The 13,550-nt window shown below is 72.9% G+C and carries 12 protein-coding genes; 1 reads left to right on the plus strand and 11 read right to left on the minus strand.

Annotated elements, in window-relative coordinates:
- The first annotated feature begins 22 nt into the window (after positions 1-22).
- The gene (locus tag PHA84_RS01810; RefSeq protein ID WP_270886375.1) at positions 23-1,018 is read left to right on the plus strand and encodes a stage II sporulation protein M; all 996 of its coding nucleotides are present in this window, start codon (positions 23-25) and stop codon (positions 1,016-1,018) included.
- A 13-nt stretch (positions 1,019-1,031) separates the two neighbouring features.
- On the opposite strand, the gene PHA84_RS01815 is transcribed toward PHA84_RS01810, so the two are convergent.
- The 11 genes from PHA84_RS01815 to PHA84_RS01865 form a co-directional block, all read right to left on the minus strand.
- Positions 1,032-2,324, minus strand: coding sequence for a DUF58 domain-containing protein (locus PHA84_RS01815; protein WP_270886376.1), 1,293 nt, complete (start codon positions 2,322-2,324; stop codon positions 1,032-1,034).
- Between the two features lie 51 nt (positions 2,325-2,375).
- Positions 2,376-3,470, minus strand: a complete 1,095-nt coding sequence (locus PHA84_RS01820; protein WP_442952803.1) for an AAA family ATPase — start codon at positions 3,468-3,470, stop codon at positions 2,376-2,378.
- Complete coding sequence (locus PHA84_RS01825; RefSeq protein WP_270886377.1) at positions 3,467-4,732, minus strand: DUF4350 domain-containing protein; 1,266 nt, start codon at positions 4,730-4,732, stop codon at positions 3,467-3,469. Before PHA84_RS01825 ends, PHA84_RS01820 begins: the two co-directional genes overlap by 4 nt.
- Positions 4,729-5,448, minus strand: a complete 720-nt coding sequence (locus PHA84_RS01830; protein ID WP_270886378.1) for a DUF4129 domain-containing protein — start codon at positions 5,446-5,448, stop codon at positions 4,729-4,731. Before PHA84_RS01830 ends, PHA84_RS01825 begins: the two co-directional genes overlap by 4 nt.
- On the minus strand, positions 5,445-6,632 hold the full coding sequence (locus tag PHA84_RS01835) for a glycerophosphoryl diester phosphodiesterase membrane domain-containing protein (protein WP_270886379.1): 1,188 nt from the start codon (positions 6,630-6,632) through the stop codon (positions 5,445-5,447). Before PHA84_RS01835 ends, PHA84_RS01830 begins: the two co-directional genes overlap by 4 nt.
- Positions 6,633-6,736: 104 nt before the next feature.
- Complete coding sequence (locus PHA84_RS01840; RefSeq protein ID WP_270886380.1) at positions 6,737-7,345, minus strand: uridine kinase family protein; 609 nt, start codon at positions 7,343-7,345, stop codon at positions 6,737-6,739.
- Between the two features lie 82 nt (positions 7,346-7,427).
- On the minus strand, positions 7,428-8,363 hold the full coding sequence (locus tag PHA84_RS01845; RefSeq protein ID WP_270886381.1) for an aldehyde dehydrogenase family protein: 936 nt from the start codon (positions 8,361-8,363) through the stop codon (positions 7,428-7,430).
- On the minus strand, positions 8,360-9,808 hold the full coding sequence (locus PHA84_RS01850; RefSeq protein WP_270886382.1) for an aldehyde dehydrogenase family protein: 1,449 nt from the start codon (positions 9,806-9,808) through the stop codon (positions 8,360-8,362). Before PHA84_RS01850 ends, PHA84_RS01845 begins: the two co-directional genes overlap by 4 nt.
- Before the next feature lie 115 nt (positions 9,809-9,923).
- On the minus strand, positions 9,924-10,940 hold the full coding sequence (gene deoC, locus PHA84_RS01855) for a deoxyribose-phosphate aldolase (RefSeq protein WP_270886383.1): 1,017 nt from the start codon (positions 10,938-10,940) through the stop codon (positions 9,924-9,926).
- Between the two features lie 20 nt (positions 10,941-10,960).
- Positions 10,961-12,676 (minus strand): phospho-sugar mutase, encoded by a 1,716-nt coding sequence (locus PHA84_RS01860; RefSeq protein WP_270886384.1) that lies wholly within the window; start codon positions 12,674-12,676, stop codon positions 10,961-10,963.
- A 12-nt stretch (positions 12,677-12,688) separates the two neighbouring features.
- Positions 12,689-13,540, minus strand: coding sequence for a purine-nucleoside phosphorylase (locus PHA84_RS01865; RefSeq protein WP_270886385.1), 852 nt, complete (start codon positions 13,538-13,540; stop codon positions 12,689-12,691).
- Between the last annotated feature and the right edge of the window lie 10 nt (positions 13,541-13,550).

A 13,550-nucleotide genomic window follows, 5' to 3' on the forward strand; every position in this document is an offset into this window, starting at 1 on the left:
CTGCCCGGCTAGGGTGGCCGATGTGGACCTGGACGCCTTTGTGGCTGCCCACCGGGGGGACTGGGAGAGGCTCGAGGAGCTGACCGGCCGCCGGCGGCTGTCGGGTGCCGAGGCCGACGAGATCCTGGACCGGTACCAGCGCGTGGCGACCCACCTCTCGATGATCCGCTCGACCGCCCCGGATGCCTCGCTCGTCGGCTACCTGTCGATGCTCCTGGCCCGGGCCCGCTCTCGCTCCGCCGGCACCCGCACCGCCGCCTGGTCCGACCTGGGCCGGTTCTTCGCGGTCTCCTTCCCGGCGGGCCTGTACCGGCTGAGGTGGTGGTGGCTGACCGTCCTGGTGGTCGACCTGCTGCTCGTCGTGGTCGTCGGCTGGTGGCTGCTCGACCACCCCTCGGTGGAGACCTCGCTCGCCTCGCCCGAGCAGATCCGGGACCTCGTCGGCAACGACTTCGAGCACTACTACAGCCAGTACGCTGCGACCTCCTTCGCGCTGCACGTCTGGACGAACAACTTCTGGCTGTCGGCTCTGTGCGTCGCCCTCGGGGTGTTCTGCCTTCCGGTGGTCCTGATGCTCTTCGGCAACATGCTCAACCTCGCGGTGGTCGGGTCGATCATGGTTCGCCACGGCCGCGGGGGACTGTTCTTCGGGCTGATCCTGCCCCACGGGCTGCTCGAGCTGACCTGCCTCTTCGTCGCTGCGGGCGTGGGCCTGCGGCTGTTCTGGTCGTGGGTGTCGCCCGGTCCCCGCAGTCGGGCGCGGGCCCTGGGGGAGGAGGGTCGAGCGGCCCTCGGGACGGCGCTCGGACTGGTCGCCCTGCTCCTGGTCTGCGGGTTGATCGAGGCCTTCGTGACTCCCTCGGCGCTGCCTACGTGGGCGCGGGTCGGCATCGGGCTGTGCGCCGAGTCCGCCTTCTTCGCGTACGTCTTCACCCTCGGACGATGGGCGCACCACCGAGGGCTGACCGGCGACCTGGAGGAGGGTGATCGCGGCTTCGAGCTACCCGTGGCGGGGTGACTGGGCGTGCCCCTTACAACAGCCCCCGCGACTTGAGCAGGAGGTAGTGGTCCGCCAGGGCCACGGGTAGGTCCTCGGGGTCCGCGTCCAGCACGTCCACGCGGAGCCGGCCGAGGGCCGCGGCGGTTCGTTCTCGCAGCGCCACGGTCCGAGCGGCCGCTGCCGCGTCGTACACGTCCCGGACGTCGTGGTCCCGCTCCAGCATGTCCCGCAGCGCCGGGTCGCCCACCGAGGCGAGCACGACCCGGTGTCGTTGCGCGAGAACCGCGAGCGGTGGGAGCAGCGACTCCTCGACGGCCGACGGCTCCAGCGGCGTCAGCAGGACCACCAGCCCGCGTTGCCGGCTCAGCCGCGTGACCTCAGAGACCAGCAGCGTCCAGTCCGCCTCCAGGAGCGCCGGCTCGAGGGGCGCCATGGCCTGGACCAGGTCGCCCAGCAGGGTGGTGCGACCGGCTCCCACCACCTTGCGGTGCACCCGCCGGTCACCCGCGACGAGGTCGACGCGGTCTCCGGCACGTGAGGCGAGCGCCGCGAGGAGCAGCGCTGCATCCATCGCCGCGTCGAGCCGTGGGGTGTCGCCGACCCTGCCCGCGGAGGTCCTGGAGGTGTCCAGCACGAGGATGATGTGCCGGTCCTTCTCCGGCTGCCAGGTCCGCACCACGGTGGTGCGGCGGCGTGCGGTGGCGCGCCAGTCGATGCTGCGTACGTCGTCGCCGTCCACGTAGTCGCGAAGCGAGTCGAACTCGGTGCCCTGACCGCGGACCCGCACCGCCGAACGCCCGTCCAGCTGACGCAGCCTGGCCAGGCGTGAGGGAAGGTGCTTGCGTGAGGGGAACGGCGGCAGCGCCCGGACCCGCCCGGGCACGACGACCGACCGCTGCCGGCCCGCCACCCCGAGTGGACCGAGCCCGCGCAGCGTCACCCGGTCGGCGGTCCGGTCGCCTCGCCGCGTCGGGAGCAGCCGCGAGACCACCGCGCGTCGTTCGCCTGCAGGCACGTCGACCCTGTGCCGGTTGCCGGTGGCCCCGGCGGAAGGCTGCCAGGCGTCGCGCACCATCCCGCGAAACCGCCGTGGCCCGGGGTTGGCCACGAGCAGGGTGGTCTCCGCCGCCTCCCCCAGCCGCACCTGGAGGCTCGGGCCACGGCTGAGCTGCACCGTCCTGGGCGAGCCGGCGGCGAGGGTGTCGGCGACGGCGACGACCACGCACAGCGCCGCCCAGGCCCACACGGTGGAGTAGTGCGGGCGCAGCACGACCGGCACCGTGCCACACAGGACCAGCGCGAGAAGCCGTCCGGTGACGATCATGGGCCCGAGGTACCCGAAGGTGGCCCGGGACGGATGCAGCTCATCGCTCCGCTACCTGGGCACCGGCACGGAGCCGATGGCGGCCTCCAGCACTGACGACACGGCCACGCCTTCGAGCTCCGCCTCGGGGCGCAGCGAGAGACGGTGCGCGAGGGTCGCCTGCGCCAGCGCCTTGACGTCGTCGGGGGTGACGAAGCCCCGCCCGTTGAGCCACGCCCAGGCCCGACTCGTCGCGAGAAGCGCTGTGGCGCCCCGAGGGCTGACCCCGAGAGCCAGCGACGGCGAGCTGCGCGTGGCCCGAGCCAGGTCGACGATGTACGCCGCGACCTCGGGGGACACCGTGACCTGGCGCACCAGGGCGCTCCCCGCCTCGAGGTCCGCGGCGCTCGCCACCGGGCGCAGCCCGGCCCGGGCGAGGTCTCGCGGGTCGAACCCTCCGGCGTGCCTCGTCAGGACGCGGATCTCGTCCTCCCGCGGGGGCAGCGGCATGGTGGCCTTCAGCAGGAACCGGTCGAGCTGGGCCTCGGGGAGCGGGTAGGTGCCCTCGTACTCGACGGGGTTCTGGGTCGCGGCGACGAGGAAGGGGGAGGGCAGGGGACGCGGGGTGCCGTCGACCGAGACCTGCCGTTCCTCCATCGCCTCCAGGAGGGATGCCTGCGTCTTGGGCGGCGTGCGGTTGATCTCGTCGGCCAGCAGGAGGTTGGTGAATACGGGTCCCTGGCGGAAGGAGAACTCGGAGGTGGCGTTGTCGTAGACCAGCGAGCCGGTGACGTCGCCGGGCATCAGGTCCGGGGTGAACTGGACGCGCTTCGTCTGAACGTCGAGCGCGGCGGCGACGCTGCGGACCAGGAGCGTCTTCGCAACGCCCGGCACTCCCTCGAGCAGGATGTGCCCCCGGCACAGGAGCGCGATGAGGATGCTGGCGACCGCGGCGTCCTGGCCGACGACGGCCTTGCCGACCTCGGTCCGCACTGCCATAAGGGCGGCCCGGGCACGGTCGGCGTCCCCCGCCACCCCGGCTTCACCGGCAGCAGCGGCCCGGGCCCGGTCCGCATGACCCGGCGTCCGGCGGTCGACGGGCCCGTACGCCGCGCCGCCGGTGGAAGAGCCCGCAGGCGCCGGAGGGACAGCTCGCTGTTCGGTCATGGGCGACGGACTTCCTTCTCGAGGTCGGACAGGTCGTGGGCGAGGGTCAGCAGGGCTGTCTCGTCCGGTGCGGGTGGGCCGGCGAGCACCGCCGCGACGGCGACGGGGTCGCGGGCGGCCGCAGTGGCCACCGCGGCCGCCACGGCGGCGGGTGTGGCGGACGGCGGCAGGCCCAGGTAGCCGCCGAGGCGACGACAGGCCCGGGCCCGCAGCGCCTGTCCTGCCCGCCCCGTGTCCCGTGCTTTGCGGTAGAGGCGGCCGCGGCTCTGGGTGGTCTCGATGGCCTTCACCACGGCGGGCAGCGGCTCCGCCACCAGCGGACCGAACCTGCGGCCGCGCCAGACCATCAGCGCGAGAAGCCCCAGGAGGAGCAGAACGGCCAGCGGCCCGACCGCCGCTGGGACCTGTGAGGTGGGGGTGGTGTCGCCGGTGCTGATGTCCAGGGCCGACGGCAGGTACCACTCCAGACGCTCGCCACGAGCCAGGAGCCGGACCGCCACGCCAGCATTGTCGAGCTGCGTGATGTCGCCGTTGCGCAGGAGCAGCCCGGTGCCCAGTACGGCGATCTCGGGCCGGCTCTCGTGCGGTTGCGCCGCCACCACGACCAGTGCCGAGCCGTGCTGGCCGAAGCACTCGGTCACGTCGTCACGCGCTGTGCTGTGGAACCCCGCGGTGCCGACGGTCGCTCCCTGCGACTGCGCCTCGTACAGCCGGCCTCCGGTCGTGATGGTGTCGCTCGGGCGGATGCCGTCCACCGAGCAGCCTGCCCGCACGCTGGGCCCAGGGGAGTCCGCGGAGGACACGTCCACGGGAAGGTGCAGGGCTCGCAGCAGGAAGCCGGGTGGCTCGACGAGAACGAGCCTGCGGGCGCCCCGGACGCGGTCGAGCATCGTGCGCGCCGTCTGGTCGGACAGCTGGCCCGTCCCCGTCACGACGACGGTGGTGTCCCGACCTGGCGCCTCCCGCCCGAGCAGGTCGTCCTGCCCGCGCACGACCGTGACGCCGACGCCGCGCTGGTGGAGAACGCTCGCCACCGCCTGGGCTCCCTCGCGGCCCGGGTTCCCGGGGTCCAGCGGGACGCCGCGGTGTGCCGCGCGGCGCACTCCCACCGTCACGGCCGTGGTCACCAAGGCGAGCACGAGGACCACGACGACGGTCCAGAACGCGCGACGCGAGCGCGCTGTCCCGCCAGGTCGGGCAGACCTGACGACGCTCGGCGCGCTCTGCTCGGCAGCAGACCGCTCCCAGACCTGAAGCGTCACCCGCCCACCCCGGCATGGTCCCCTGCCACAGCCCCCGCGTCGCGTTCGTCCGCGGGGTCGCCGCCGTCTCGGGCACTGGCGTGCAACGGCCGCGCCGCCGCGACGGCACGCTGAAGGGCGAGCATCTGGTCCGCCTCTGCAGCGCTGGCGTCGGCCTGGCCGTAGGCGATCGCGTCGAACCGGTCGGCCGCCCACGCCAGGTCAGCCCGCAGGGATGGCACGACCACCGCGAGCCGGCCGGAGATCTCGTGGGCGGTCAAGGACGGGGCGTCCTCGAGCAGCGCACGCTCGACCCCGCCCACGGCGATGGAGCGCAGCAGATCGAGCACGCACTCGGCGTACCGTCCCTCGGCCCTCGCCTGCAGCGCGCGCTCGAGGTACTGCCGCGCGGTGAGTCGTTCCACGCTGACCGCCGCCCTGTCGTCGGCGTGAGGCAGCCGTCGGGTCCGGCGGACGAAGCGCAGCATGTAGGCGACGAGGAGGACGAGGGCCACGGACACGAGGCCTGCCACCACGGTGGGCAGCGGCCGGGTGGGGGAGTGCACCCCGCTGAGCAGGTCCTCCAGCCACCGCTGGACCGCTTCGAGCGCGCGGGTCAGCGGGTCGCGCGTGTCGCGGTATGCCGGCTTGGCCAGCTCCGCCTGGAGCCACGCGCGCGCCTCGCGGTTCCCCGGGTCGAGCCTCGCGGGCGCCGCCAGGAGCCGGGTGAGGCTCACCCGGCCACCGGGGCCCCCGTCGCGGCCCGCGCGAGCGCCAGGTCGAAGCCCTCCCTGCGGATCCGGGCGTCCGTGTAGAGCAGCGCCACGACGCCTGCCTGGAAGGGCTGCGCCACCAACGCGGCCACGAGACCTCCGACCACCGAGGACGCCATCACGATGGCGAACATCGCCGCGTCCGAGGCGCCGCCGTCGCTCGTCGCGGTGACCGCGACCCCGAGGACCAGACCCAGCAGCTGGAACCCGAAGCCGAGCACCTGCTGGACGATCGCCACGAGCACCGCTGCCAGCAGGAGCACTCCCAGGGTCCGCCAGAACCGGCGCGAGGTGAGCGCCCAGGACCGTCGAAGGGCGGCGACCACACCGATGTCCTCGAGCACCAGGGCCGGCGTGGCCAGCGCGACGCGCACGCCCGCCGTGACGATGCCGACCACCACCGCGAGGAAGCCCAGCACGGCGACGGCTCCTCCGACGGGGGAGTCCCGCGCCACGGCCCACACCACGAGACCGACCAGTGCGCCCACGACGAGGACCACCGGGAGCATGAGGAGCAGACACAGACCGGCCAGCCGCGGGATCATCGCACGCGTGTGGCGCCACGTCTCGCCGATCGAGGGCCGACGGCCCAGGACGCCTTCCCCCACCGGGTAGGACAGCATGCCAGTGAGCGCCACGGACGTGACTGCGCTGAAGAGGTACATCACCGTGAGCCCGCCCAGGGCGCCGACGGCGAGCAGGGTGTCGGAGGCGCCGCCGGGCAGTTGTGTCGCGAGGAGGTAGGCCACGGCGGCCAGGAGCGCCAAGACCCCGACGACCACCAGGCTGGTGACGAGGGCCAGGCCGAAGAACGTGCGCGGGTTGCGGCGGGTCGCCGCGAACGCTCCGTCCAGGATGTCCGTGAAGCCCAGCGGACGCAACGGGATGATGCCCGGCTTGTGAGCCGTGAACGCGGTGGTCCAGGGCAGCTGCGGCGGCGGGGGCAGCTGCAGTGGCGGGGGCTGCGCCGGCGTGGCCGTGTGGGGTGACCCGAGGGGCGGTCCGGCGAGGTCCCGAGCGGCGGACGCCGCACCGGGGAAGTCCGGTGTGGGGTAGCCCGGCGGCGTGGAGCCTGGCGCGGCCCACGCCGGAGGGCCGTCCGGGCCCTCCCCACCGCGGGCCTGGTCCTCCGCAGGCATGTCGCTCATGGTGTGCCTGCCCCTCAGCTCCGGCCAACGTGTAGGCCAGAACCTACCAAGCCGCGACGCAGCGGTGGACCGGTTCGTCCCTTCCGACCCCTCCTGTCCCGCTCCTACCTCGCCAGAGCGGAGAGCAGCGGTTCGAGGTCCGCGGGACGCGCCGACGTCGCGCCGAGCGCCTCCTGCCTGGCCACGACCCGGGGCTCGTCCCTCATCAGGGTCAGGCCACGACGGACGAGGGTCCACGGGGGCTTGCGGCGCTCGGACAGGTCGCGCAGCAGGCGCCGGACGAACGTGACCACCCTGTGGTGGTGGACGCAGTATGCCCCGGCCAGGAGCCCCCGGTCGCGCAGCTCCCCGATGATCTCCGCGCCGAAGATCCCCTCCGCGAGGACCAGGTCGTGCGGCCGCGCGTGGACGGTCGCGGTGTCGACCGCCCTGCTCCGCGCGATGTCGTACACCGGGGTGCACACCGAGCCGGTGGTCACCAGCGTCTCCAGGGCAGCCGCCGCTGCGGCGCCGTCCCACGAGCCAGGGTGGTCCCAGTCGATGATGCCCAGCTCCTCGCTGCGCGGCATGGCGGGGTCCTCCCGGTCACGGTAGAAGTCGTCCAGCCGGACGACGGGCCACCCATGTGCGGCTCGAAGCCGGGCGGCCAACCGCGACTTGCCGGCACCGCTGGGGCCCGTGAGAACGACGACCCGCGCGCGGGTCTCAGCCATGGGCCCGCGCTGCCGCAGGGTCGAGGGCGGCCGCGTGAGCCCGGAGGGCGCGCCGTTCCCCGGCCGTCGAGACGGGCAACGGTCAGCGGCCCTTGGGGTGCCAGACCGTCTTGGTCTCGAGGAAGGACGTGACCCGCGAGAGGTCCGGCGTCCGTGACCAGTCCGGCTCCACGGCGTCAGAACCGGCCCCGGCCGGACGCACGACCCTCTTGAGGTTCTCCGCCGCGGCGAGCTCGAGGTCACCCCAGCTCACGCCGTCGGCCGCCGCAGCGCCTGCCAGGTCGATCGCGTTGACGTCGCGGTGCGAGGCGATCCAGGGCGCGACCTCCGCGGTCCTGCCTGTGATGAGGTTGACCACCCCGCCGGGCACGTCGGAGGTGGCGAGCGCCTCGGACAGCGTGATGGCGGGAAGCGGGCGCTGCTCGCTGGTCAGCACCACGACCGTGTTGCCGGAGACGACCACGGGGGCCACCACGGACACCAGGCCCAGGAGCGATGACCCTTGCGGCGCAAGGACCCCGACGACACCGGTCGGCTCCGGCGCCGAGATGTCGAAGTACGGTCCGGCGACCGGGTTGAGGCCACCGAGGACCTGGGCGAGCTTGTCCGCCCAGCCGGCGTACCAGACCCAGCGGTCGATCGCCTGCGAGACCACGGCCTCCGCGCGACGTTCGGCCAGACCCTCGCTGGCCCGGACCTCCGCGACGAACTGGGCTCGCCGGCCCTCCATCACCTCCGCGACGCGGTACAGCACCTGGCCGCGGTTGTACGCCGTCGATCCGGCCCACCCCGCAAAGGCGGCCCGTGCGGCGACGACCGCGTCACGGGCGTCCTTGCGCGACCCCTGCGCCGCGTTGGCGAGGAACCGGCCCCGGTGGTCGACGACCTCGTACGACCTGCCGGACTCCGATCGGGGGAACTTCCCGCCGATGTACAGCTTGTAGGTCTTGCGGACGTCGACCCGGGTGTCAGCCGCACCCGGGCCGCGGGTGGTGCCTGCGGACACGGTGGCGCTCACTTGGCGTCTCCCGTAGCGACGTAGGCGTAGAGGCCGTGACGACCGCCTTCGCGCCCGTAGCCGGACTCCTTGTAGCCGCCGAAGGGGCTCGTCGGGTCGAACTTGTTGAAGGTGTTGGCCCACACCACGCCCGCGCGGAGCTGGTCGGCCATCCAGAGGATCCGCGACCCCTTCTCGGTCCAGATCCCGGCAGACAGGCCGTATGGCGTGTTGTTCGCCTTGGCCACAGCCTCGTGCGGGGTGCGGAACGTCAGGACGGACAGCACCGGCCCGAAGATCTCCTCCTGGGCGATGCGGTGGGTCTGGCTGACCCCGGTGAAGACGGTGGGCCGGAACCAGAAGCCCTTGGCAGGCAGCTCGCAGCCGTTGTCCCAGCGCTCGGCGCCCTCCGCCTCACCCGCCGCCGTCAGCTCGGTGATGCGCTGCAGCTGGGCCTGGGAGTTGATCGCCCCGACGTCGGTGTTCTTGTCGAGTGGGTCGCCGACGCGAAGCGTGCCGAGCCGGCGCTTGAGCCGCCGCTCGACCTCCTCGGCGATGGACTCCTGGACGAGCAGACGGGAGCCCGCGCAGCAGACGTGGCCCTGGTTGAAGAAGATGCCGTTGACGATGCCCTCGACCGCCTGGTCCAGCGGCGCGTCGTCGAAGACGATGTTCGCCGCCTTCCCGCCCAGCTCCAGGGTCGCCTTCTTCCGCGTGCCCGCGATGGACCGCGCGATCATCTTGCCGACGCCCGTGGACCCGGTGAAGGCGAGCTTGTCGATGTCGGGGTGGTCGACGATCGCCTGGCCCGTGGCGCCCGCACCGGTGACGATGTTGACGACCCCTGGCGGCAGGTCGGCCTGCTGCAGGACCTCCGCGAAGAGCAGGGCGGACAACGGCGTCGTCTCCGCAGGCTTGATCACGACGGTGTTACCGGTGGCGAGGGCGGGTGCGACCTTCCAGGCCAGCATGAGCAGCGGGAAGTTCCACGGGATGACCTGTCCCACGACTCCCAGCGGCCTGGGGTCGGTCCCCAGCCCGGCATACTCCAGCTTGTCGGCCCATCCCGCGTGGTAGAAGAAGTGCGCCGCCGCCAGCGGCACGTCGACGTCGCGGCTCTCCTTGATCGGCTTGCCGTTGTCGATGCTCTCCAGGACCGCGAACTCGCGCGAACGCTCCTGGAGCAGCCGGGCGATCCGGAACAGGTACTTCCCACGGTCGGTGCCCGACATCCGGCCCCAGACCCCCTGGTAGGCCCGCCGTGCGGCGGCGACAGCCCGGTCGACGTCGGCCTCGCTCGCCGCAGTCACCTCGGCGAGCACCTCCTCGGTCGCCGGGTTCACCGACTTGAAGGCAGAGCCACCCTGGGACTCGGTGAAGGCTCCGTCGATGAAGAGCCCGTACGAGGGTCTGATGTCGACGACGGAGCGGGACTCCGGTGCGGGTGCGTACTCGAAGGTGGCCATGGGGTGGTTCCTCAGCGTGCGTAGGGGGCGAGGGTCAGCGCGTGGGGCGTGCTGGGGGGTCAGTGCTGGCGGTCGGTGCTGGGGGTCCGGTGCCGGGGGTCCGGTGCCGGCGGGGTCAGTAGAGACTCGGTGAGTCGTCGGTGACGTAGTCGGCGCCGGAGTAGGCGCCGGTGGCAAGCTTCTGCCGCTGCAGCAGCAGGTCGTTGAGCAGGCTCGACGCGCCGAAGCGGAACCAGTACGGGTCGAGCCAGTCGTCCCCCGCCACCTCGCTGACCGCCACGAGGAACTTCACAGCGTCCTTGCTGGTCCGGATCCCGCCGGCCGGCTTGACCCCGACCATCTCGCCGGTCGCGTCACGCCAGTCGCGCACCGCCTCCAGCATCACCAGGGTCACCGGCAGGGTCGCGGCCGGCGAGACCTTCCCCGTGGAGGTCTTGATGAAGTCCGCGCCGGCCAGCATCGACAGCCAGGACGCCCGGCGCACGTTGTCGTAGGTGACCAGCTCTCCGGTCTCCATGATGACCTTCAGGCGGGCCCTGGACCCCTCCGGACGCACGCAGGCCTGGGCCACCTGCGCGATCTCGCGGAACACCGTGAGGTAGTCGCCGGAGAGGAAGGCGCCTCGGTCGATCACCATGTCGATCTCGTCCGCGCCCGCCTGGACCGCGTCTTCGGTGTCGGCGAGCTTGACGGGCATCAGGGCCCGTCCGCTCGGGAAGGCCGTCGCGACCGCGGCGACGTTCACACCGCTGGACCCGAGTGCCTTCTTGGCGACCGCCGCCAGGTCCCCGTACACGCACACGGCCGCAGGTCGGGGCGTGGCCGGGTCTGTCGGGTCGGGCGTCAGAGCCTTGGCGCACAGCCCTCGGACCTTGCCGGGAGTGTCAGCGCCCTCCAGGGTCGTGAGGTCGATCATCGAGATGGCCAGGTCGATCGCCCAGGCCTTGGACGTGGTCTTGATCGACCGGGTCCCCAGGCTCGCCGCCCGGGCCTCGCAGCCGACCTGGTCTACCCCGGGCAGCGAGTGCAGCCAGCTCGTAAGCGCGCTGTCGCTCAGGCGCGTGACGCCCAGCAGGTCTCGCGCGCGGGCGGTCGCGTCCACCGAGGGCGCCAAGGCGGGGGAGGTACTCACTGCACGAGTCTAGCCGTGTCTCACACCGTGGTCAGCGAGCTCATGGCGCTGCGGATAGCGGCCAGGCGTGCGCCCGCATTCTCCTTCGCAGCGCCCAGCCCGTCACGGGCGTCGACGGGTTCCACGACCTCGAGGTACACCTTGAGCTTCGGCTCGGTGCCCGACGGCCGCACGATGACCCGGGACCTGTCCTCCAGGTAGTAGCGCAGCCCGTCGGTCGGCGGCAGCGGCTGGCTGCCCAGGGCCAGGTCGTCGGCCTGCGACACCGCGATGCCGGCCACCTCCCGCAGCTGCGTCGCCCGCAGGCGGCTCATGACGTCGCCGATCAGCGCGAGGTCTGCCACCCGGACCGAGAAGGAGTCCGTCGCGTGCAGGCCGTGCTGGACCGCGAGGTCGTCCAAGCGGTCGGTCAGCGTTCGGCCCTGCGCCTTGAGGGTCGCCGCGAGCTCGGCCATGAGCAGGCAGGCGCTCAGGCCGTCCTTGTCCCGCACGCGGCGCGGGTCGACGCAGTAGCCCAGCGCCTCCTCGTAGCCGTACCGCAGGCCCGGCACGCGCGAGATCCACTTGAACCCGGTGAGGGTCTCCTCGTGCCGGACCCCCGCGGCCGCAGCCATCGCGGCCAGCAGCCGGGACGACACGATGGAGCTGGCGAAGACGTCGACCTCCGGGTCGACCCCGCGGTCCAGGATGTGCGCCCCCAGCAGCGCACCAACCTCGTCGCCGCGCAGCATCCGCCAGTCGCCCTCCACGGGGACGGCCACGGCGCAGCGGTCGGCGTCCGGGTCGTTCGCGAGGACGAGGTCCGGCCCGACCTCGCGGGCCAGCTCCAGGGCGGCGTCGATCGCTCCTGGCTCCTCCGGGTTGGGGAAGGCGACCGTGGGGAACGCCGCGTCCGGGTGCTGCTGGCTGGGCACCGGGGTCGGCGGCGGGAACCCGGCCCGTTCGAAGACCCTCAGCAGGGTGTCGCTCCCCACGCCGTGCAGGGCGGTGTGGACCACGGCGAGGTCGCGGGGACTGTCGGCGGAGACCACCGCGGCGGTGGCGTCGAGGTACGCCTCGAGAACCTCGTCCCCGAGCGTGTGCCAGCCGTCCTGCGCGAGCGGTACGTCGGAGACGGCCGCGACGCGGGCGATGCAGGCCGCGATCTGGGCGTCCGCCGGCGGGACGATCTGCGACCCGTCGCCGAGGTAGACCTTGTAGCCGTTGTCCTGCGGCGGGTTGTGGCTGGCGGTCACCATCACGCCGGCGTCCGCTCCGAGGTGCCGGATTGCGAAGGCCAGCACCGGAGTGGGCAGGGTGTGCGGGAGGGTCGCCGCCCCGCCACCGGCTGCCACGACCACGGCGGCCGTGTCGCGCGCGAACACGTCGGAGTTCTTCCGGGCGTCGTACCCGACGACGACGAACGGCTCCGGCTCGCTCTCCTGGAGGTACGCCGTGAGCCCGGCCGCGGCGCGGATGACCACCGACCGGTTCATCCGGTTGGGTCCGGCGCCCAGGGCTCCCCGCAACCCGGCGGTCCCGAACTCGAGCATTCCTGAGAAGCGGTCACGCAGGTCCTCGAGGGCAGCCTCGTCGCCCTCCTTCGCCCGGCCGAGGACGAGGCCGAGCTCGACCCGCGTCTCGTGGTCGGGGTCGTCGTCCACCCAGGCCTGCGCCGCGTCGACGAGCTCCTCCGCCGCGTCCTGGGAGCGCGCTCCTGCCCTGTCCTGGCGGCCGTGCCTGCCGGCGTACGTCATCGGTCGGCTCCTTCAGATGCTCGCGACGACCGCGGCCAGGAGGCGTCCGCATCGTTGCGCCGCGGCCCGGCCGGCCTCGAGGACCTCTTCATGGGACAGCGGCTGGTCGCTGATCCCTGCGGCGAGGTTCGTCACCAAGGAGATCCCGAGCACCTCCAGGCCGGACTGCCGGGCGGCGATCGCCTCCAGGGTCGTGGACATGCCGACGAGGTCGCCTCCCAATGCCTTCGCCATCCGCACCTCGGCGGGCGTCTCGTAGTGCGGCCCCCGGAACTGGACGTAGACGCCCTCGTCGAGGTCGGGGTCGACACCTCGCGCGAGGTCGCGCAGCCGCGGGGAGTAGAGGTCGGTGAGGTCCACGAAGTGCGCGCCCTCTACGGGCGAGGTGGCGGTGAGGTTGATGTGGTCCCGGATGAGGACCGGGGTGCCGGGACCCCAGGCCGGGTTCAGGCCGCCGCAGCCGTTCGTGAGCACGATCGTGCGGCAGCCGGCAGCAGCGGCGGTCCGCACCGCGTGGACCACCGACCGCACGCCCTTGCCCTCGTAGAAGTGGGTGCGCGTACCGAAGACCAGCGCCCGACGTCCGGTGTCGGCGATGGCCACCGAGCGCATCGTGCCCGAGTGCCCGGCGACCGTCACCCTGGCGAAGCCCGGGACGTCGGCGTTGTCCACGGTGGCCAGCGTCTGCCCGACGAGGTCACCGGTCTGGCCCCAGCCCGAGCCGAGGACCAGCGCGACGTCGTGCCGCTGCGCGCCGGTGTGCTCGGCGATGGCCTGGGCCGCCGCAGCCGCCACCTCGAAGGGGTCGGTCGCCGGGTCTGCCAGATCTGGGTGGCCCGTGGAAGGGCGGCTCTGCGCGGTCACGTCCGAAGAG

It is taken from the genome of Pedococcus sp. 5OH_020 (genome assembly GCF_027812955.1).
Classification (GTDB): Bacteria; Actinomycetota; Actinomycetes; order Actinomycetales; family Dermatophilaceae; genus Pedococcus.